We start from the raw sequence: 20,303 nt of genomic DNA, 5'->3' as shown, positions 1-20,303 counted from the left end.
GAAGCTACGTCCCCCCACGGCTCAAGCGAGTTTCTTCTGTCAGTGCCACGAAAGCCCGCTGTCCACCTCAACCCAAGTTCTTCTGACAACAACTATTTTCACACAAAACTGTTCACGTAGTTTTCCAGAATTTCCTGGCGACCAGACTTTGGTTCCGGGTTAATATCCTCATCTATGACCCGGTCGTATACTTGCTCCAGACTGCTTTCTAACATTGAGGCCGCCTTTGGAGTGTTCCAACCAGAATACCTATCCGAAAGAGCGGCATCCAAGCCACCATCTTCATTCATTGCCGCGGCAGCTTTCAAACCCCGTGCACACACGTCCATTCCACCAATATGAGCCGCCACAAGATCGACGGCGTCAATCGATTGTCGGCGAATTTTGGCGTCGAAATTTGTGCCACCGGTGGTAAAGCCACCGGCCTTCAAGATGTAATAGTAAGCTAGGGCAACTTCCGGTGTATTGTTCGGGAACTGATCTGTATCCCATCCAGACTGGTAGTCGTTGCGGTTCATATCAATCGAACCCAGCATTCCTTCTGCGGCCGCGACCGCAATTTCATGCTCAAAGCTATGCCCGGCAAGAATCGCATGGCCTTGCTCGAGATTCAGCTTCACTTCGTTCTCCAAACCGTACTTCCTGAGAAATCCGATGCAAGTAGCTGCATCATAATCGTATTGGTGCTTGGAAGGCTCCTGAGGTTTCGGTTCTACAAGAATGGTACCTTTAAACCCGATCTTGTGTTTGTACTCTACGACCATGTTTAAAAATCGGCCCATGTGGTCCAGTTCAGTTTTCAGATCCGTGTTCAATAGGGTCTCATAGCCTTCACGTCCGCCCCAAAGGACATAGTTTTCGCCGCCAAGCTTGTGGGTCGCGTCTATACAGGATTTTACTGTCGCTGCGGCGTATGCAAAAACGTCAGGGTCTGGATTAGTACTGGCACCAGACATCCAGCGACGATGACTGAACATATTGGCCGTTCCCCAAAGAAGCTTAGTGCCTGAAACCTGCATCTTTTCACCAATGTAATCGGTGATCTCTTCCAAGGCATTGAGGTTTTTAGCAAAGTTGCCCTGCTCGGGACGGATGTCAGCGTCGTGCCAGCAAAAATAGGGTTGGCCCAAAAGCTCAAACATCTCAAAAGCGATATCGGCCTTCACGCGGGCCCGTCCCATGTCGTCCTGCGGATGCCATGGGCGCTCCAGGGTGGGTCCTCCAAAGGGATCCCCCCCTTCCCATGCGAAGGAATGCCACCAGGCCACCGCAAACCTCAGATGGTCTTCCATGCGTTTACCCAAAATCACTTCATCGGGGTTGTAATGCCGGAAGGCCATTGGGTTTTGACTATCTACGCCCTCATATTGGATCCGTTCGAGGCCATTAAAAAATCCACTTGTCATACCTGACCCTATTCTGCTTTTTGCGTTGGCTGCTTGCCGAGAATGATCATCGACAAAAGATCGTCATCAGTGACGTCTGTGATATCGACCGTCCCAACCGGTTTTCCGTTCTTCATGACCGAGGCTCGATCACACAATTCCATGACGGCATGCACATCGTGATCGATCAGAAATATCCCGATGCCTTGCGCCTTTAGCTGGTGGATCAGATCCGCCACCATCTGAGTTTCATGCGGCCCAAGCGCTGCTGTCGGCTCATCCATGATCAGAATACGTGCGTTAAAGTAGACAGCCCGAGCGATCGCCACTGATTGTCTTTGCCCACCCGACAAGGCAGAGACTGGGTCGTTGAACTTCTGAAAGTTCGGGTTGAGTTGCGCCATGATCTTTCGGCACTCGGCCTCCATGGCTGCGTCGTTGACCAAACCAAAAGGCGTCGTCATCTCGCGCCCCAGGAACAGGTTTGATGTCGCGTCCAGATTGTCGGCCAAGGCGAGTGTCTGATATATCGTCTCGATATTGTTCGCCCGGGCGTCACGGGGATTGCCAATCTCGACCGGCTTGCCATCGATCAGGATCTCGCCGTGGTCCATCTGATAGGCACCGGACAATACCTTGATCAACGTGGACTTTCCGGCCCCGTTATGGCCAAGTAGACCAACGACTTCACCCGGATGGAGATCGACTGACACGTGGTCGACGGCCTTGACCCCACCAAAGGAAATCGAGATGTCGCGCATCTCGACCAACGGCGGCGCGCCTGAACCGCGCCCGGTGCCGGAAGGTTTTTTCTGCATATTTTGTGCTTGCATCATTTTGCCCCCAGTCGTTTGCGATAAACGATGTCGATATAGACGGCGAGCACAAGAACGCTGCCGACTACGATGTTCTGAAACGGCGCATCCACACCAACCATTGCCATGCCCGATTGCAGCGCCTGCATGATCAATGCGCCAAGGATCGCGCCATAGATAGTGCCGATGCCGCCGGACAATGCGGTTCCTCCGATCACTGCAGCGGCGATGACGCGCAGTTCGTCCAGCGTGCCAATGTCGTTTGAGTGGTTTGCCAGACGCGCCGAGGCGACCACAGCAGAAACGGCGCACAGGAAGCCCATAAGCGCAAAAATCTTCACGGTCAGCAGCCGAGTATTGATGCCAGAAAGCTCTGCGGCATCCGGGTTTCCGCCGGTGGCAAAGATGTAGCGTCCAAACCGGGTTTTTCGCGCCACAATTGTCAGCGTGACGGCCACGATAATCAGAATGAGGACAGAAATCGGTATGCCGTATCCTACAACTAGCCCCTCTGGCATTGTCTCGCCGCGCGCTTCGAACATACGTTGCAGCCGGCGCGTCGGAATGGCGTAGCTGTTTACGATGTAAACGTACCCAAGGATAGCAATTGCGATTATCCCGGCCAGAGTGGCCTCGGCCCAAGCGGGTTTTACCGGGAAACCATGTGACGCTTTTGCGCGGCGACCACTCCACAACGCCCAGATCGCGATTGCGGTAGCAAACAAGCCGAACAGCCAGCTTGTCGTCGTTCCCAATGTTCCGTTGGTCCCACCAAACATCAGAAATGTGCTATCCAGAGGACCAATCGTCTGGCCGCTGGTCAAGTACCACGCCACGTTTCGCCAAACCAGAAACCCACCAAGCGTAACGATGAACGCTGGTATCGTCAGATAACCAACCATCCAGCCATGAAACGCACCAATCAGTGTGCCGACAAACAGCCCAACAACAATTGTGATCGCCCAGGTTGCCGGATTGTTCAAACCCATCCCAAGTATTTGCGGTAAAAGCTCGGTTTGCGTCATTGCCATCACGGCCGAGGTTGTTGCCAGCAGCGCTCCTACGGACAAGTCGATGTGGCGAGTGACGATAATGAACACCATTCCGCACGCCATAATGGCCACTGAAACCGTCTGGATGGAGAGGTTGAACAGGTTCCGAGGCGTCAAGAACCGTCCGTCCGTGAAGATGTTAAACCCGATACACAGGATGACAAACGCGCCGATCATTCCCAAAAGTCGCATGTCCAGTTCCAGTTGCTGGAACAGGCTAGGTTTCGCTTTTTCAGGTATCGGCTGAGACGAAGTTTCGGTCATTTCCGATCTTTCATATTCAGCATTTGCCCCAGGCCCATACTAAGAGGCCTAGGGCTGAGTGGTTTAGTTACAAGGGGCAGGTCCGTTTTCAACGCCCTGGCAAAGATCTTCCAGCGGGATCCATCCGGCATCAACAACCACGGACAAGTTGTCCTTAGTGATTGGAACAGGCGCTAGGAAAACCGAGTTCATCTCGGTTCCACCTGGTGACGTCCAGCTCACTGCACCTTCGACATCAGCAGGGCTTGTCCCACCGCTCAACGCAACAGCAATTTCGCCAGCGGCCTTTCCGAGTTCACGGGCGTCCTTCCATACCGAAACTGTCTGAGTTCCCAGCGCAACACGGTTCAGCGCCGCGTGATCGCCGTCCTGACCAGACACTGGAATGCCTTCCATGCCCTGCGCAGTCAGCGCCGCAACTACGCCGCCTGCAGTACCGTCATTCGACGCAACGACTGCATCCACGTTGTTCTCATTCGCGGTCAGAATCTGTTCCATATTTCGCTGCGCGTTCGCGGGCAACCAGCCATCCGTATAGGCTTCACCAACAATTACAATGTCGCCGCTGTCGACGGCTGCTCCAATGATCTCTTGCTGACCACCGCGCAGGAAATCTGCGTTCGGATCAGTAGGAGAGCCTTTAATCATCACGTAGTTGCCTTTGGGCATGGCCTCAAAGACAGCTCGGGCCTGCATTCTGCCGACTTCCACATTGTCGAAGGTCAAATAGAACGCTCGGTCGTCCTCAATCAGGCGATCATAAGCAATGACTGGAATACCTTCGTCCGCCGCTGCCTGAACAGCCGGTCCGATGGCCTGCGCGTCCTGGGCTAGAATAATAAGTGCGTCCACACCTTGGGCGATCAGGCTTTCAATGTCCGATAGCTGCTTTGCGGAAGACGACTGCGCGTCTGCCGAGATGTACTCGGCACCCCCTGTTTCAAGCGCCGATTTGATGGCCGCTTCGTCTGTTTTCCAACGCTCTTCCTGAAAGTTCGACCAGCTTACGCCAATTACTGGCTCTGCGAATACGGTCGAAGCCAACAAAGTGGCCACAGCCGAAAAGCTGAGAATTTTTTTCATGATTTCCTCCCATTTGCCGAGCCATCGCATTTCGATTCGCGGCTCTCACAAATTTAAATACCATATTTATTTCAGTCGGTAAAATATTTAGCCTACAAGACACCATTAAATTCACTTAAGTTGGGTCCAGAGTAAGATTCGCGAGGGCAAGATGCTGAAAAGCAAAGCGTCTGTGGTTTCTTTAGACCAAAGAAACGCAACCCGCTTGCGGGTGTTGGAACAGATCAGAAGTAAGGGATCCGTATCACGGATTGACATCGCGTCCGCCTTGGAAACCAGTCCTGCCACGATCACCTCAGCAACGGCTGATCTGATCTCGGCGGGGCTGATCAAAGAGATTGAAGGCGAAGCACAGTCAAAGTCGGGAAAAAGGGGGCGACCCAGGGTTTTGCTGCAATTGGACAGCCATTCCTTCCTTGTCGCGGGCCTGAAGGTTGCACGCCAAATGATCTCGGTCATTCTCGTGGATTTTGAAGGGAACGAGGTGACGTCGCACAAGGCCCAGCTTGAAGACGCCCGAATGTCGCCGGCAAACCTTATATCGACTATCCGCTTGGCCCTTGAAGACACATGCCAACAGGTCGGTCTTTCAATCGAACACCTGGCTGGCATTTCAATCGGATTGGCTGGGCAGATTGATGCAGCTAGAAACTTTGTCCACTGGTCGTCTTCGGTGACCGAAAGAAACATTGATTTCAACCCTTTAATTGCGAAAGAGCTCCCCTGCCCTGCCTTCGTGGAAAACGACGCCAACCTCGTCGCAAAAGCCGAACAGCTTTTTGGTCTAGGCAAAGGGCTAAAGAACTTTCTTGTTGTCACGATCGAACATGGTGTTGGCCTGGGTATCGTTTTGGACGGCAGGCTCTACCGCGGGAAAAGAGGCTGCGGGGCTGAGTTTGGGCATACCAAAGTGCATCTCGACGGCGCTCTGTGCCAATGCGGTCAACGGGGGTGCTTGGAAGCCTATGTTGGGGACTACGCCTTGATCCGAGAAATGACTGTCACGGGTCACGCCGACGACATGCAAACCGTCTCGGACATCCACACTCGCGCCAATTCCGGTGATGACAGAGCCGCCTTGGTGCTTGCGCGTGCTGGGCAGATGTTTGGTCTTGGAGTGTCCAACCTGATCAATCTGTTCGATCCGCAATGCATCATTGTGTCAGGTGCGCAAATGAGCTTTGAACACCTCTGCTCAGCCGAGGTTATGACGCGCATTCAAAATGGTGTGGTGAATGTCGACGCACCCTTGCCTGAAATCAAAGTGCATCACTGGGGCGATCTAATGTGGGCCAAGGGTGCGGCCGCGTATGGGATCGAACAGGTCTCGATCCTGAAGGTAAAGGAGCTTGCGGCGAATGCGTCCTGAATTTGCGGCATTACTCGTTCTTGCCACAGCTGCTGATGCCGAAACGCAGCCTCGTTTCAAAAGCATCGACGTGCCTGTCCATATCTACGACGGCGGTTGGGAGCACTTTGTTGGCGGCGGAGTAGCGGTTTTCGATTGTAACGGAGACACGTTGCCCGAATTGTTCGTCGCAGGCGGGTCCAATCGATCTCAGCTGTTCAAAAACACCTCCCATGGCGAGATCTCTTTTCGTATTGAGACACCGGATCAACTGGCCTTGACTGGAGTAACCGGCGCCTACCCCTTGGACGTCGATGGCGATGGTATTATGGATTTGGCTGTTTTGCGTGTGGGCAAAGATGTTCTGCTTCAAGGGCAGTCGGCCTGTCAGTTTCGCCCATTCGACGGCATCGATTTCCAATCCGACGATCACTGGACGACAGGATTCTCGGCCACATGGGAAGACGGCCAGTCCTTGCCAACTTTGGCTTTTGGAACTTATGTGGATCGCTTCGACCCGGAAGGCCCCTTTGAGTCGTGCGGACCAACCCCACTCTATCGCCCGAACGGGGACAGCTATAGCAATCCCCAGCAACTGGAACCCAGCTACTGCTCGCTTTCCATTCTGTTTTCCGACTGGGCACGATCCGGACGCGCGGACCTTCGCGTCAGCAATGACCGCCACTACTACGTGCGCAATGGGCAAGAACAGCTATGGGCGATGGAGCCTGAGCCGCGGTTATACTCGTCCGAAGACGGGTGGCTGCCCTATTCAATTTGGGGAATGGGTATTGCCTCTCGCGATCTGACCGGAGATGGCTTTCCCGAGGTCTATCTGACTTCGATGGGCGACCAGAAACTTCAGGTGTTTGACCCGCATACCAACGGCCCGACGTGGCGCGATGCAACCTACGAAAAAGGCACAACAGCCCACAGACCGCATGTCGGCAACGACGGAAGACCGTCGACCGGCTGGCACGCACAGTTTGGAGACGTCAACAATGACGGCCGAGACGACATCTTCGTGACCAAAGGCAATGTCGAGCAAATGCCGGATGCTGCCCTGAACGACCCTAATAACCTATTGGTTCAGCGCTCGGAAGGTCAGTTTGTCGAAGCCTCGTCAGAGGCTGGTGTTGCTTCGATGGCGAAGTCTCGCGGTGCAGCGCTTGCGGATATGAACAACGATGGGCGGCTCGATCTGGTGGTCGTAAACCGTGGATCAAATCTTGAGGTCAGTCAAAATATCTCTACAGGCGGCAATTGGCTGCTGGTTGATGTTGCTCAGGACAAATCCAACCAGGCAGCGGTCGGTGGATTTGTCGAGGTTCAAACCGCGCGAGGTTTGCAAACCCGAGAAATAACAATTGGCGGCGGACATGCTGGTGGCGTGGCTGGATATCATCATTTTGGCTTGGGGGACGAAACCCAAGTACAGCTTCGGGTGATCTGGCCGGATGGAGAAGCCAGCACGTGGCAGGACGTGGCACCGAACCAGATTGTTCAAATGCATCGGTGACTATTGATCTACCGGCAGACCGCTTGGAACTTGGGCAGGCACACCCAGCCTCTGCGCCGGGTCTTCAAGGCTTGCCAGAAAACTTAAAAGAGCGTCGACCTCGTGATCCGTAAGAGTGGTTTTCGACAAGCTGTTGCTGTTGGCAATGGCATCCAGATGTTGCTGCTCCAGCAAGGGAGTTTCGTCTTCAGAGCCTGGGAAATCTGGCAACAAAGCCATCTCCACATTGTAGTTTCGTAAGGATGTGACCGGGTCTAGATGGTGGCGCACAATATCTTCGAGGCGCGCAAATGCTCCGTTGTGGCCGTAAGGCGCGGTGCGCATTACATTGCGGAGAGATGGCGTGCGAAATGTGAACGCATCTTCCGCACGACCTGTAACACGAAGTCGCCCATCATCGCGAACATGACTCTCAAACCGCGTGGCCTTTCCGGGCCCGATTTGCGGTAAGCCGATCGAATGAAACTTGTGATCCGTTTGAAACCAGCCCGCGTGGCAACTGCTGCACCCTGCCTTACCGTAAAACAGGTTCATGCCGAATTCGGCGTCTTCGGGCAACTTACTCTCGCCTCGCATTGCGCGATCAAAGGGGCTGTTGTCGGAGCGCCATTCGAATGCGATGAAATCTGCGATCACGTTTGCAATGGCCGTGAATGAGATCTCACTACCCGGCGTAATGGCATCAAAGCGCTGCTTGTATTCTGGGATGGCGGCAACACGGGCCGCGATCAGGTCCCACGCTCCACCTTGTTGTGTCAATAGCCCCAACCGAACCGCTTTGCTGACGTCATTTTCGGAGTAATGACCGGCCATTTCGTCTGGTGAAAGCACCGGGAACATCGCCTGTGCCGCCAATGCCGACTGAAACCCGGGCCGCATATGTGTCCCCAAAGGTGTTCTGATCCCGTTTGGTTGCGTTGGATCGGCTTCAAGACGCCCATCATGGAAAAACGTCGTGAACTCCGTCGCACCAAGATTCCAAAGTGCTGGTGAGTTTCGAGGGATGCGTTGTTCCGGAGAATTTTCGGGATCCAGCCTGCGCTCACTACCCAGACCAATCCCGCCTTCCCCGATGCCGAGCGAAAGGCCGTCCGACGTGCCAAGCTTGGGATGATGGCAAGTCGCGCAACTGATGTTCTTGTTGCCGGACAAAATCGGATCGTAGAAAAGCAACTGTCCCAATTCAACGCGGTCGAAATCAGGCTCAAGGAACGTCGGAGGCGGTCCAAGTTCCTGAGCATTGGCGCTAGTGCCAGCAATCAAAAAGCTGATGATGGGAATGAATAGCCTAACTCTCATTGCCACCTTCCGTGATCTCGAGCGAGAGTTCATGCCGGTACGGTTTTTCGGGCATCCCGATGGCTCGATGCACGAACCAGATGAACCGCGTAGTGGCTTCGCCATATTGGCAACCGAATAAACCTGTGCTCCGGGTTGGTCAGCATAAGCGGCCAGAAAAAGAGCGAACGACGCGGTGAATTTCGTGACCGGATCTGTCGGGTCAAGGGCTTGTTCAAAGCAGAAATAGTGGTCGATCGGCATCGGAACATGCCCGATCGATCTAGGTGTAGAGAAATCCAATTCGCTGTCCTTGGTCGAACACAACCCGCCGGACGGAACTCCTTGTTTCTCAATTTCTAAGTACCGCTCTGAGGCGAGTTCCAGGTCGTGTGCGTCAACACCCTTTGCGCTGCCCAAAGTATAGTAGTTGTGTTGTGAAAGGCTGATCGGTGTAGGCCGGTCAGAATGACCTTGTAGTGTGTAGGTCGACCATGGGTTCCGTTGCGTGACACTGACTTCGAACCGGACGTTCCCAGGAAAGTCGCTTTCCCCGTCGTGTGAAAGGTAACTCATTACCACTTCGTTTGGTGCGGTCTGCTCAAGGTTCCAGAATTGCTTGGAAAGCCCCTCCGCTCCCCCACGTAGAGTGTTTTCACTTTCATTGGCGTTAAGCTCAAAACAAGCGCCTTCCAACTCGAACCGCGCGCCGCCGAGCCGGTTCGCAACACGGCCAACGGTCGCGCCCAAATAGGTTTTATCGGTGAAGTATTTATTTAGGTCATCAAACCCCAAAATATGCCACACGTCCTTGTACCACCAACCTTGAGTATATGCCCCATTGTTGAGGACCGAGGCTCGCATATCCCCATCAGTCAGTATAACCGTTTCGAACCGAGAAGGTTTTCCAACTTCAACCATCATCCACCCGCCAAGGGTGCCAGCGCCTTATAGTACTGCCGATATTGCCCGAATTCCCTTTCATAGGGTTCGACCAGATCGTTGCGTGGGTCGATGCTTTCCTGAATTTTAGGCGGCTTCATAATGTCGCCGGGCTTTGCATTATTGGCGGCACAGATCGCAAGACGTGCAGCGCCCATGGCCGCGCCGAATTCGCTGCCTTTTGGAACGTCCAAAGGCACTTGCAATACCGTAGCAAGTGTTTCCAACCAAAACCTGGATCTTGCGCCCCCTCCAACAGCCATCAAGTTGGTCGGCGAGGTTCCTGTGCTTTTCAATGCTTCAAGACAGTCACGCATCGCAAAGGCAACGCCCTCCATCACAGATTGGGTCAGATCGGCGGGGCCCGATGCGACGTCGACACCCAAGAATGCCGCTCGAATGCGGCTGTCGTTATGCGGCGTTCGTTCGCCTGAAAGATAGGGCAGGAACGTAATCGAAGAAGGTCTGGCAATGCTATCAGGTACCATCGACGCCAGTTTTTCCACAGGTTGGCCGAGATTGCTTGAAAGCCAATTCATACTGTTTGTTGCCGAAAGTATGACCCCCATTTGCATCCACATTTCGGGAACAGCATGGCAAAAGCAGTGCACTGCAGTTTCAGGCGCCGGGCCATATGCATCCCGAGCAACAAGAAGAACTCCGGACGTTCCCAACGACACGAAACCCGCACCGTCCTTTACGCTCCCGATACCGCAAGCCGCCGCTGCGTTGTCGCCTGCGCCACCCGCCACGACAACAGGACCAGAAAGGCCCCACGCATGCCGCAGCTCGGTTTTCAGTTCACCAGCCGGCTCATTCCCTTCGACAAGACGCGGCATCTGTGCGGCCTCCATGTGACCCAAACCCAGCGCCGTTTCAGACCACTGCCGTTTTTCAACATCCAACCAGGATGTTCCGGCACTGTCTGACATGTCCGAGATGTACTCACCTGTCAGCCAAAACCGAAGATAGTCTTTCGGCAGTAAAACTTTGGCTGTTTTTGAGAAAACCTCGGGCTCGTTCGACCGCACCCATTCCAGTTTTGGCGCTGTGAAACCCGGGAAAACAATGTTCCCGGAAATGGTCCGCATCTGTGGAGACTGATCGAGTGTTTTTGCCTCGTTTGCAGATCGTGTGTCATTCCATAGAATGCAGGGCCTTAGAGTTTCACCTTCGGCATCCAGCAGAGTGGCACCATGCATGTGCCCGCTCAGACCAATGCCGCGCAGTTTTGCAAATGCCGATGCGTTGTCTGCACGAAGCTTCGCAATAACCCTTGTGCACGCGTCAATCCAATCTGAAGGGTTCTGCTCGGACCAACCGGGTTTTGGCGTCGATGTGAAAATGCCAGCTTCTGCGTCGCTAACGACGAGACCGGCGTCATCAATCAGAATTCCTCTGAGACCCGACGTTCCCAAATCCAATCCAAGATACATTCGGCGTCACCCTTTGATGCTTTATTTTAGTTGATAAAATTAATTATGGAAGACGCCCTGTCAAGGCGAGTAACTCGCTACTCCAACTTTACCCAAGCTGCATTTCTTGCAGAGCTTTGCACACAAGCTGCGACGAACCTGACACCATTCAACCCATCCTGAACGGTGGGATAGATCACCGACGGATCAGGCGAATTCCCACTTCGAAACGCTATTATGGCATCCGCAGCTTCACTATAGATGTTTGCAAACCCCTCCAGATACCCTTCCGGATGACCCGGAGGCACCCTGCTCAGCCGATTGGCGGCATCCCCGGCTCCGGCCCCATTTCGGGTGATCAGACGTTTTGGTTCGCCATAAGGCGTAAACCAAAGGTAGTTCGGGTCTTCCTGTGCCCATTCAAGCCCACCCTTTTCACCATATACGCGCAATCGCAGGGCGTTTTCGTTTCCAGGGGCAACTTGGGACGACCACAGCATCCCGCGCGCGCCGCCTTCGAACCGCAACAGGACATGCGCATTGTCATCGACTTTGCGTCCTGGCACGAAGGCCTGCAAGTCAGCTGCAAGGCTCTCCGGTTTCAGACCTGTCACAAAGCAGGCGATGTTATAAGCATGGGTTCCGATGTCACCGGTCGACCCCCCTGTGCCGGAACGCTCAGGATCAGTTCGCCATTCGGCCTGTTTGAAGTCCTGCTGCTCGGTCAACCAATCCTGCGGATATTCAACCTGAACCACGCGGATTTTGCCGATCTCCCCATTGGCGACCATCTCACGCGCCTGACGGACCATGGGGTAGCCGGTATAATTGTGAGTCAGAATGAACAGCGCACCGGAACTCTCTGCCGCCTTGACCAGCTTCTTGGCATCCACAAGGGTCGAGGTGAGGGGTTTATCGCAAATCACATGAATGCCGCGCTTCAGGAACTCGCGCGCGGCGGCGTAGTGAACGTGATTGGGCGTGACGATCGAAACTGCCTCTATCCCCGATTTCAAACGCGCCTCTCTGATCGCCATCTGCTTGAAATCGTCGTAGACCCGGTCGAGTCCCAACACCGCACCGCTTTCCCTGGATTTCTCCGGCGTTGAAGACAAAGCACCTGCGACCAACTCGAACTTGTCGTCCAAGCGAGCGGAAATTCGATGCACACCGCCTATGAACGCATCATTGCCGCCGCCAACCATGCCAAGGCGAATACGGCCAGATGTTTCTTCACTGCGTCCAGTTACCATCAGTCTATCCCCAGCATTTTCCGATTGGCCGCCTCATCCGTGCCACCATCTGCAAAGTCGTCAAAGGCTTTCTCGGTCACGCGGATAATGTGATCGGACACGAACTGCGCGCCTTCACGCGCCCCGTCCTCTGGGTGTTTCAGACAACACTCCCATTCGACCACAGCCCAGCCGTCAAAGTCGTTCGCCGCCATTTTGGAGAACACAGCCCCGAAGTCGACCTGACCATCGCCAAGCGACCGGAACCTTCCTGCCCGATCAACCCAGCCTTGATAACCGGAATAGACGCCCTGCCGACCGGTCGGGTTGAACTCGGCGTCTTTGACATGAAACATCCGGATCCGGTCTTTGTAGATGTCGATATTGTCCAGATAATCGAGACACTGCAGGACATAATGTGACGGGTCGTACAACATACATGCCCGAGCATGGTTGCTTGTCCGTTCGAGGAACATCTCAAAGGTCACGCCGTCATGCAGGTCTTCGCCCGGATGGATTTCATAGCACACATCGACGCCGCAGTCTTCCGCATGATCCAGAATTGGCATCCAACGGCTGGCCAGTTCATCAAACGCCGTTTCGATCAGACCTGCAGGACGTTGCGGCCAAGGGTAGACATAGGGCCAGGCCAGTGCGCCAGAGAATGTCGCGTGCGCTGATATCCCCAAATTCTTGGAGGCTGACAGCGCCTTCTTGACCTGATCCACCGCCCATTCCTGCCGGGCTTTCGGGTTCCCTCTAACGCTTTCGGCGGCGAAGCCGTCGAAAGCTGTGTCGTAGGCGGGGTGCACGGCTACAAGTTGGCCCTGAAGATGCGTGGACAACTCGGTGACGTCTACGCCGTTTTCTTTAGCCTTACCCTTGAACTCGTCACAGTAGTCCGTGCTTGAGGCGGCGGTTTCAAGATCAAACAACCGGCTATCCCAACTGGGCACCTGAACGCCTTTATAGCCGCAATCCGCCGCCCATTTGGTGATGGCGTCCCACGAATTGAAGGGCGCTTCATCTCCGGCAAACTGTGCCAGAAACAACGCCGGGCCTTTTATCGTTTTCATAATGTCTCCTCCCCAAAAACCGATGCCTCTATGGCGGCAAATTTTCCTTCAGATAGATATCGATACGAATGCGCTCTTGCGCTTTGTTGAACGGAACCTTGTCAGATGTTGCGCGCAGTAGACGAACCGCAGATCGGACCAAGTGGCCTGAATCCTGTGAGATCAACGCATCAAAAGTCCCGCGATTCAGCGCTTCGCGGCTCAGCGGCGTAAGCTCGTGAGCAATAATCACCAGGTCTTTGCTGATATTGCCGTCGGACAGAAACTGGATCAGTCCGGCGTTGCCAGCAGCGGAAGAGTAGATCCCGACGAGATCCGGGTAGGTTTCAAAAATCTCGGGCATCATCTTGTAGATTAGCTCAGGGTCATCGCGACCTTCGACCGACGCCACTACTTCGAGATGCGGAAAATCCTCGGCGATAACCAGATCAAATCCCTGGCGCCTTTCCAAATGATCTCGCGCCAGGCGCGAACCTGTCAGCACCAGCACTTTTCCCTTGCGATGCACAAAACGCCCCATCAGTTGAGCTGCCGTACGACCTGCCGAAACATTGTCAATTCCAATGAAATGGTCCCTGTCCGAGCTAGGCAGGTCAGACACCAAAGCCACCACCGGAACGCCTTTGTCCCGGGCTCTTTTCACGGCATCCCGGACCGAAGGCGTTTCGGGTCCGAAAACGGCGACGCCATCGATATCGCGACTGTCCAGCGCATCCAGAATCTCGACAATTTCCTGAGGATCAAACGGAGCCACCCGTTGAATTTTCATACGCGTCCGCTCAATTAACTGGTCGCGTGACTGTTCAACGATCTGCTTGCTGAGCGCTTCGACAAACTCGTTGTCGGTATCGGGCAGCACGAACAAGAAGTTATAGATACGCTGTCGCGCAAGGTTAGCTGCAGCGGTGTCGCGGACATAGCCAAGCTCATTGATTGCCTGTTGAACCTTTTCTACGGTCACGGCCCGAACGCCTGGTCGCCTGTTCAGGACTCGATCAACGGTTGCCAAGCTAACACCCGCAACGCGCGCGATGTCATTCACAGTTGGCTTATTCACCAATTCTAGTTTGTGTTTTTGGTCTTCCACGAGTCGTTCAGCCTTTTATCTCCTGCGCCAACCCCTCGAACAGCAAGGCGACGGCTTCAGCGCCAGGATCGTTATTTCCCATTAGGTTTTCCTCGGGAACATAGGCAGCCCGACCGGCTTTGGCACGGTGAATGTTGGCCGTACTGTCCGCACCTTCGCGTGCCGCCCGTGCAGCTTGAGCCAAACCCAAAGGCAAAGCGTCCAGCGCGGGGGCCAATGCATCGATCATCGTTCTGTCTCCAACTTTGGCCCCGCCAACTTGGCTAACACGGTTCAAACCTTCCACAAGGGATTTCGGGATCGACGCGCCACTGGCGCAGGCGTCTCCGGAAGCATTAAAAAAGATTGCAAGGATCACGCCCGAAGAACCGCCCATTGTCTGGCTGAGTTCGTTGCCCAAAGCGGGGAAGAGTTGTGTCAGATCCGCAAGGGGCATTCGGTCCAGGCTACCCTGCAGTGCCCTCGCCGCGGTTGCCAATGTGCTACCGGTGTCTCCGTCACCGGATTTGGCATCCAATTCGTTCAGGTCTTTCTCGGCATTTATCAGCAATTCGGACAATCGCGTAATCGTTTCCTTTGTGGCTGGATTGTTCGAAGGAATAGGATCAATCGGAGTCAAGCCATCAGGCAAAGGTGCAACTTGAACTGGACCAATAGAATTGACGCCGGGCCATGCCACTAGACCGACCTGAGCTTCAAGCGCCGACAATTCGCCTTCGCTGACGGGCAACACAGAAACAGAGAACCCATGCATGTCCAGCGATGTCATCATTGGCGCAGGACCAATAACGTGACTCGTCAAACCAGTCTCGGACAAAGCGTGCGTCAGCACGGACATTTCCAAAGGGGTTGTCGACCCGAGGTTGTTGACCAACGCAACACACTCCCCCGCGCCGACCCGTTGTTTTAACTTTTCCACGACGGTGGACATTGCTGTGACCGCATTGGCAAATTCCACCTGTTCGACACCCGGTTCGCCATGGATACCCAAGCCCAATTCAGCTTTTCCCGGCGCAATCCTGTTCTCTTTCGGAGACCCCGGTACAGTGCAGGTGTCCAGGCTCATCCCGATGCTGACCACTTTATCGATGACGCTTTTTGCAGCCTTGGTCACGGTGTCCAGATCAGCGCCATCTTCCGCAAGCGCGCCGGCAATTTTGTGTACGAACAAGGTCCCTGCCACACCGCGCGGTTGCGGTAGGTCCGGCAAGGCGATGTCGTCATCCACCACCACCATCTCAACTTTGCGCCCCAAGGCGCGGGCACGTTCTGCAGCGAGCCCGAAGTTCAACCGATCGCCCGTGTAATTCTTGACGATCAGCAAACACCCCGCCTCACCGGTCACGGCGAGAATACCAGCAAGAACCGCTTCGACCGATGGGGATGCAAACACCTCTCCGCAAACAGCGGCGGTCAGCATTCCAGCCCCGACAAAACCCGCATGAGCGGGCTCGTGTCCGGACCCTCCACCAGAGACCAACGCAACCTTCGATTTGTCCCAGTCCGAGCGGTAAACCACCTTGATATGCGGGTAACCGTCCAACCGATTCAATGCGCCGCCAGAAGAGGCCAAAAGGCCGTCTATCGCCTCTGTTACAAGGGTTTCTTTTGTGTTGATGAACTGGGCCATGCTTTTGCTCCTTAAGCCACGCGCGCGCCGGAGGCGTCGAAATACAACGGGTTATGAGGACGAATCTTTATCGTTTGCCCGGCAGGGTAGTCCTGGTGGACATCAATCAAGGTCACGACCGTGTGGCCATTCAAATCCAAGTGCAATCGCGTTTGGTCACCAAGGTGCTCGGCACGGATCACACGAGCATCACTACCCTCGCCTTCCAGGATGTTCTCAGGGCGCAGGCCAATCTGAGGGCCTTTGTGATCCCCACCAAACAAGTTGGATGGCAGAATGTTGATGCGCGGCAAACCCAACCGGCTGGCGACATACACGCTGCGGGGGTTTTCATAAATATCTCGAGGCGTGCCGTATTGCACCAACCTGCCCTCTTCCAGCACGCCGATATGGGTCGCCATTGTCATCGCTTCGACCTGATCATGGGTCACGTAGAGCAAGGTCGATCCCAGATCTGCCTGAATTCTTTTCAATTCGACCCGCAAATCCGCCCGAAGCTTGGCATCCAACGAACTGAGCGGTTCGTCCATGAGAAATATCTGTGGATCGCGCACCAGCGCCCGCCCAATTGACACCCGCTGCATTTCACCGCCAGACAGTTCTGTGGCTTTGTTGTCCAGTTTGTGTGGGATCTGGAGGATCTCCGAGACTTCGTTGACCTTCCTCGCGATCTCATCCTCTGGCGTCTTCAGGATCGGCGAACGCAGAGGGAAAGACAGGTTTTCACGCACTGTCATATGCGGGTACAGCGAGTATTGCTGGAAGACCATCGCCACATCGCGCTGGGCGGGTGTATCTATTCCAACGTCACGCCCGCCAATGCGCACTGTTCCTGAATCCAGTTTCTCCAGTCCGGATATCAATCTCAGTGTTGTTGTTTTTCCCGCGCCGGTCGGGCCCAACAACACCACAAAGGCACCGTTGGGGATCGTCATTGAGATATCATCCACCGCTTTAAGACTGCCGAATGATTTCGAGATACTCTCCAAAACGACTTCAGCCATTGCTCAGCACCTCGTCGTTCAGAGCGGACCTCAACGCGCGTCCGGTAGATTTTTCAAAAAGGGTTACTGCGGGTGAGCGGAACTCCAATCCCACGGTCTCGCCAGGGCTAACGACTTCGCGTGCATCAATTCGGGCTTTCAGCTCACCGTTCGGGCTTTGCAATGTCACTATCTGGGTGGTTCCCAAATATTCTGCGGCCAGGACCTTGGCCCGGTAGGCGCTTGCATCCGATAGAAAAACATGCTCGGGGCGGACACCAAAAACCAAGTCACCTTCAGCCCCTTCCATCAGTTTGGGAACAGGTTCGTCATGCCCGTTCAGGCGAACCATTTCAGTGCCAGGTTCAACCTTTCCCTGAAATGGCAGGAAGTTCATCGAAGGAGACCCGATAAAGTTAGCTACAAACATCGTAGCGGGTTTGTCGTAAATCTCCTGAGGCGTGCCGAATTGCTCGATCACAGCATTGTTCATCACTACGATTTTGTCGCCCATTTGCATGGCTTCCAACTGGTCATGTGTAACGTAAACAGTGGTCGCACCCATACGGTCATGAAGCGCGCGCAGTTCCTCAGCCATATGCTCACGAAACTCTGCATCCAGTGCGCCAAGAGGTTCGTCCATCATGAAGGCTTTGGGGTCACGAACAATCGCGCGCCCGAGCGCTACGCGCTGCCGATCGCCGCCTGAAAGTCCACCTACAGGGCTATCGAGTATGTCGTTTATCCCTAGAATTCCCGCGACTTCCTCGATTTTAGAATTTACGGCGGCGCGCGGCATACCCTGTGATATCAAAGGGTAGCTGATATTCTTACGCACATTCATGTGTGGATACAGCGCGAACATCTGGAACACGAAGGCAATGTCTCGCTCTGAGGGTGGCCGCTGGCTGATTTCTTCACCGTCCAGGTAGATTTCACCCGACGTTGGAAGTTCCAAACCTGCGATCATCCGCAGAGTCGTCGTCTTTCCGCAACCGGATGGCCCCAGCAGCATGAAGAACTCACCATCCTCAATCGTGAACGAGCTTTCGCGAACAGCCGTGAAATCGCCGAACATCTTTTTTACGTTTTTGACTATGATCTGGGCCATTTCTACTCCGGAAAGTGGCTGACGATAATGAACATAACGGTTCCGACCAGCGTTACGATGAAAGAGTAGGTGAAAGCCCAAAGGACAAAGGGCTGCATCAGCATGAAGACACCCAGTGCGATAAGGATGGTTGCGACCATCTCCCAAGGGCCGCGGCGAAGCCGCATCAATCCGGTAAGAAACTCGCTCATTTGCGTACGGCTCCGAATGTGATCCCACGCAGCAGGTGTTTGCGCATCAGGATGGTGAAAATCATAACCGGGATCAGGAAGATCGTTGCTCCAGCTGCCACGGCAGGCCAGTCCAGACCGCCGATACCGATAATGGTTGGGATAAATGGCGGCGCGGTCTGCGCATTTGCTGAGGTAAGCAGCACGGCAAATGCATATTCATTCCATGCGAAGATGAGGCAGAAGATAGCTGTCGAGGCTATGCCGGTCGCGGCTTGTGGCAGCACCACTTTGTAAAATGCCTGAAAGCGTGTGTAGCCATCTATGAGAGCGGCTTCTTCGTACTCTCTTGGGATTTCGTCGATGAACCCTTTTAGCAACCACACTGCCAGAGAGATGTTCACGCCCGTATACAGCAGGATCATTCCCAAATGCGTGTCGCTGAGCCCAAGGTTTCTGAACATTAGGAAGATTGGGATGGCGACAGCAACCGGAGGCATCATTCTTGTACTAAGGATGAAGAACAGAAGGTCGTCTTTAAGCGGGACCTTGAACCTACTGAAGGCATAGGCCGCCAAAGTGCCAAGAAAAATACTCAGGAACGTTGATCCAAACCCGATGATGACCGAGTTCATAAAGCGCTCACCGAACTTGGATGGTCCAACGATCACCATGTCGTATTGGCGTACGATCTCGTCGGCCCAATTCTGCGGTGGGTTGGCTTCCAGAAACTCCTGCGTTTGTCGCGTGCGTGTGGTGAAAAGGTTGACATAGCCTTCAAGCGTTGGGTCAAAGACCACTTTGGGCGGGTAGCTGATCGCATCGGCCGGGGACTTGAAGCCAGTCAGCAAAATCCAAACAAGTGGGATCATCGTGATCAGCGCATAAGTGATGACCAAGAAGCCTGCGATCCACTTGGACCGGTTCGAGGGTTCGGTAACGGAAAAGCTGCTCATCTCTGTTTCACCTTGTTCAGGGCTTTTACGTAGATCGACGCAAGGCCGAACACGGTGACGAAAAGGATGATCGCATAGGCCGAGGCATAGCCCGTACGCCACTTCTCAAACGCCTCCCGCTTGAGATTGATCGAAGTGAGTTCCGTTACAGAACCCGGCCCTCCGCCGGTGAGCTGAACCACTAAGTCGAACATCTTAAAGTTCTCGATCCCACGAAACAGCACCGCGAGCATCAGAAATGGCAGCACCATCGGGATAGTAATCGTGAGGAACTGCCGCAGCTTGCTGGCCCGGTCGATCTCGGCAGCCTCGTAGATATAGTCGGGAATGCTGCGCAACCCGGCTAGGCAAATTAGCATAACAAACGGCGTCCACATCCATGTATCAACAATGACGATCGCCCATGGGGCCAAAGTTACTGAGCCTAACATCTCAAAGCTCGACGGCTCCTTGCCGGTGAACCAGGACACGATGTAATTGAACAGGCCGATCTGTGGCTGATACAGGAACTTCCAGAAGTTCCCGACAACGGCCGGGGACAGCATCATCGGTAACACAATGATCGTGGTCCAAAGGTCATTGCCCTTAAACTTCTTGTTGATCAGCCACGCCAAAGTGAACCCGATCAGAACCTGAAAGAAGATCGTCCAGAATAGAAAATGCGCCGTCGCCTGCATGTTCAGCCAGGTGTCTGAGTCGGTCAGGATACGCTCGTAATTCTTGAAGCCAACGTCTTTGACCTCGCGCCCGATCCGATTGGCCTTGTAGTTGGTAAAGCTCAACTGAATGGTCCAGATCAACGGGAAGATATTGATCGCCAGCAGTAGAAATATCGTTGGGGAGATGAATATCCAGGCGATCGCGCGGTCGGATAAGCCCCTGATTTTTCGCGCAACTCGCTTGGGCGTTGCCTGCGCAACGCGATCTACGGTCCTGTCAGACATCTCTTTGCCAGTT

At 54.2% G+C, this 20,303-nt stretch carries 17 protein-coding genes and 1 pseudogene; 2 read left to right on the top strand and 16 right to left on the bottom strand.

Going from position 1 to position 20,303, the window contains the following annotated elements; translation table 11 throughout:
* Window positions 1-98: 98 nt before the first annotated feature.
* The 4 genes from xylA to xylF all read right to left on the bottom strand — a co-directional run bounded on the left by xylA (window position 99) and on the right by xylF (window position 4,599).
* Window positions 99-1,406, bottom strand: coding sequence for a xylose isomerase (gene xylA / locus RUA4292_RS02340; protein ID WP_058276138.1), 1,308 nt, complete (start codon window positions 1,404-1,406; stop codon window positions 99-101).
* An 8-nt stretch (window positions 1,407-1,414) separates the two neighbouring features.
* On the bottom strand, window positions 1,415-2,218 hold the full coding sequence (locus tag RUA4292_RS02335) for an ATP-binding cassette domain-containing protein (RefSeq protein ID WP_199519975.1): 804 nt from the start codon (window positions 2,216-2,218) through the stop codon (window positions 1,415-1,417).
* Entirely contained in the window at window positions 2,218-3,516 is a 1,299-nt protein-coding gene (locus RUA4292_RS02330) for a sugar ABC transporter permease (RefSeq protein ID WP_058276137.1), read from the bottom strand. Before RUA4292_RS02330 ends, RUA4292_RS02335 begins: the two co-directional genes overlap by 1 nt.
* Before the next feature lie 63 nt (window positions 3,517-3,579).
* Window positions 3,580-4,599, bottom strand: a complete 1,020-nt coding sequence (gene xylF, locus RUA4292_RS02325; RefSeq protein WP_058276160.1) for a D-xylose ABC transporter substrate-binding protein — start codon at window positions 4,597-4,599, stop codon at window positions 3,580-3,582.
* 151 nt (window positions 4,600-4,750) lie between these two features.
* On the opposite strand from xylF, the gene RUA4292_RS02320 reads away from it, so the two are divergent.
* Together RUA4292_RS02320 and RUA4292_RS02315 are read left to right on the top strand one after the other, a co-directional pair.
* On the top strand, window positions 4,751-5,968 hold the full coding sequence (locus RUA4292_RS02320) for an ROK family transcriptional regulator (RefSeq protein ID WP_058276136.1): 1,218 nt from the start codon (window positions 4,751-4,753) through the stop codon (window positions 5,966-5,968).
* Complete coding sequence (locus tag RUA4292_RS02315; protein ID WP_058276135.1) at window positions 5,958-7,466, top strand: CRTAC1 family protein; 1,509 nt, start codon at window positions 5,958-5,960, stop codon at window positions 7,464-7,466. The genes RUA4292_RS02320 and RUA4292_RS02315 overlap by 11 nt, the downstream gene beginning before the upstream one ends.
* On the opposite strand, the gene RUA4292_RS25085 is transcribed toward RUA4292_RS02315, so the two are convergent.
* The 12 genes and pseudogenes from RUA4292_RS25085 to RUA4292_RS02260 form a co-directional block, all read right to left on the bottom strand.
* A complete protein-coding gene (locus RUA4292_RS25085) occupies window positions 7,467-8,765 on the bottom strand; it encodes a cytochrome-c peroxidase (RefSeq protein ID WP_058276159.1) in 1,299 nt (432 codons plus the stop codon).
* Window positions 8,766-8,825: 60 nt separating this feature from the next.
* Window positions 8,826-9,665 (bottom strand): annotated as a pseudogene (locus RUA4292_RS25080) (aldose epimerase family protein); the annotation flags it as partial.
* Complete coding sequence (gene xylB, locus RUA4292_RS02305) at window positions 9,665-11,122, bottom strand: xylulokinase (RefSeq protein WP_058276134.1); 1,458 nt, start codon at window positions 11,120-11,122, stop codon at window positions 9,665-9,667. The pseudogene RUA4292_RS25080 and the gene xylB, both read right to left, overlap by 1 nt.
* 77 nt (window positions 11,123-11,199) lie before the next feature.
* Window positions 11,200-12,354, bottom strand: coding sequence for a Gfo/Idh/MocA family protein (locus RUA4292_RS02300; RefSeq protein ID WP_145974831.1), 1,155 nt, complete (start codon window positions 12,352-12,354; stop codon window positions 11,200-11,202).
* Window positions 12,354-13,409, bottom strand: coding sequence for a sugar phosphate isomerase/epimerase family protein (locus RUA4292_RS02295; RefSeq protein ID WP_058276132.1), 1,056 nt, complete (start codon window positions 13,407-13,409; stop codon window positions 12,354-12,356). Before RUA4292_RS02295 ends, RUA4292_RS02300 begins: the two co-directional genes overlap by 1 nt.
* Before the next feature lie 28 nt (window positions 13,410-13,437).
* A complete protein-coding gene (locus RUA4292_RS02290) occupies window positions 13,438-14,466 on the bottom strand; it encodes a LacI family DNA-binding transcriptional regulator (RefSeq protein ID WP_058276158.1) in 1,029 nt (342 codons plus the stop codon).
* Between the two features lie 37 nt (window positions 14,467-14,503).
* On the bottom strand, window positions 14,504-16,126 hold the full coding sequence (locus RUA4292_RS02285) for a dihydroxyacetone kinase subunit DhaK (RefSeq protein WP_058276131.1): 1,623 nt from the start codon (window positions 16,124-16,126) through the stop codon (window positions 14,504-14,506).
* 11 nt (window positions 16,127-16,137) lie between these two features.
* Window positions 16,138-17,130: an ABC transporter ATP-binding protein gene (locus tag RUA4292_RS02280; RefSeq protein WP_058276130.1), complete on the bottom strand. Its 993-nt coding sequence runs from the start codon at window positions 17,128-17,130 to the stop codon at window positions 16,138-16,140.
* Window positions 17,123-18,220 (bottom strand): ABC transporter ATP-binding protein, encoded by a 1,098-nt coding sequence (locus RUA4292_RS02275; RefSeq protein ID WP_058276129.1) that lies wholly within the window; start codon window positions 18,218-18,220, stop codon window positions 17,123-17,125. Before RUA4292_RS02275 ends, RUA4292_RS02280 begins: the two co-directional genes overlap by 8 nt.
* A gap of 2 nt (window positions 18,221-18,222) precedes the next feature.
* On the bottom strand, window positions 18,223-18,411 hold the full coding sequence (locus tag RUA4292_RS02270; protein ID WP_058276128.1) for a hypothetical protein: 189 nt from the start codon (window positions 18,409-18,411) through the stop codon (window positions 18,223-18,225).
* Complete coding sequence (locus tag RUA4292_RS02265; RefSeq protein WP_010442361.1) at window positions 18,408-19,346, bottom strand: carbohydrate ABC transporter permease; 939 nt, start codon at window positions 19,344-19,346, stop codon at window positions 18,408-18,410. The genes RUA4292_RS02270 and RUA4292_RS02265 overlap by 4 nt, the downstream gene beginning before the upstream one ends.
* Window positions 19,343-20,290, bottom strand: coding sequence for a carbohydrate ABC transporter permease (locus RUA4292_RS02260; RefSeq protein ID WP_058276127.1), 948 nt, complete (start codon window positions 20,288-20,290; stop codon window positions 19,343-19,345). Before RUA4292_RS02260 ends, RUA4292_RS02265 begins: the two co-directional genes overlap by 4 nt.
* Window positions 20,291-20,303 lie beyond the last annotated feature (13 nt).

This window comes from Ruegeria atlantica (assembly GCF_001458195.1).
GTDB lineage: Bacteria > Pseudomonadota > Alphaproteobacteria > Rhodobacterales > Rhodobacteraceae > Ruegeria > Ruegeria atlantica.
This window is presented reverse-complemented; position numbering and strand designations above follow the sequence as displayed.

Excerpts from the sequence above, each read along its gene's own strand:
- RUA4292_RS02315 (WP_058276135.1), top strand. The coding sequence starts at position 5,958 with ATGCGTCCTGAATTTGCGGCATTACTCGTTCTTGCCACAGCTGCTGAT.
- RUA4292_RS02280 (WP_058276130.1), bottom strand. The coding sequence starts at position 17,130 with ATGGCTGAAGTCGTTTTGGAGAGTATCTCGAAATCATTCGGCAGTCTT.
- RUA4292_RS02265 (WP_010442361.1), bottom strand. The coding sequence starts at position 19,346 with ATGAGCAGCTTTTCCGTTACCGAACCCTCGAACCGGTCCAAGTGGATC.
- RUA4292_RS02260 (WP_058276127.1), bottom strand. The coding sequence starts at position 20,290 with ATGTCTGACAGGACCGTAGATCGCGTTGCGCAGGCAACGCCCAAGCGA.
- RUA4292_RS02275 (WP_058276129.1), bottom strand. The coding sequence starts at position 18,220 with ATGGCCCAGATCATAGTCAAAAACGTAAAAAAGATGTTCGGCGATTTC.
- xylA (WP_058276138.1), bottom strand. The coding sequence starts at position 1,406 with ATGACAAGTGGATTTTTTAATGGCCTCGAACGGATCCAATATGAGGGC.
- RUA4292_RS02330 (WP_058276137.1), bottom strand. The coding sequence starts at position 3,516 with ATGACCGAAACTTCGTCTCAGCCGATACCTGAAAAAGCGAAACCTAGC.
- RUA4292_RS02270 (WP_058276128.1), bottom strand. The coding sequence starts at position 18,411 with ATGAGCGAGTTTCTTACCGGATTGATGCGGCTTCGCCGCGGCCCTTGG.
- RUA4292_RS02285 (WP_058276131.1), bottom strand. The coding sequence starts at position 16,126 with ATGGCCCAGTTCATCAACACAAAAGAAACCCTTGTAACAGAGGCGATA.
- RUA4292_RS02300 (WP_145974831.1), bottom strand. The coding sequence starts at position 12,354 with ATGGTAACTGGACGCAGTGAAGAAACATCTGGCCGTATTCGCCTTGGC.
- xylB (WP_058276134.1), bottom strand. The coding sequence starts at position 11,122 with ATGTATCTTGGATTGGATTTGGGAACGTCGGGTCTCAGAGGAATTCTG.
- RUA4292_RS02320 (WP_058276136.1), top strand. The coding sequence starts at position 4,751 with ATGCTGAAAAGCAAAGCGTCTGTGGTTTCTTTAGACCAAAGAAACGCA.
- RUA4292_RS02335 (WP_199519975.1), bottom strand. The coding sequence starts at position 2,218 with ATGCAAGCACAAAATATGCAGAAAAAACCTTCCGGCACCGGGCGCGGT.
- xylF (WP_058276160.1), bottom strand. The coding sequence starts at position 4,599 with ATGAAAAAAATTCTCAGCTTTTCGGCTGTGGCCACTTTGTTGGCTTCG.
- RUA4292_RS02295 (WP_058276132.1), bottom strand. The coding sequence starts at position 13,409 with ATGAAAACGATAAAAGGCCCGGCGTTGTTTCTGGCACAGTTTGCCGGA.
- RUA4292_RS25085 (WP_058276159.1), bottom strand. The coding sequence starts at position 8,765 with ATGAGAGTTAGGCTATTCATTCCCATCATCAGCTTTTTGATTGCTGGC.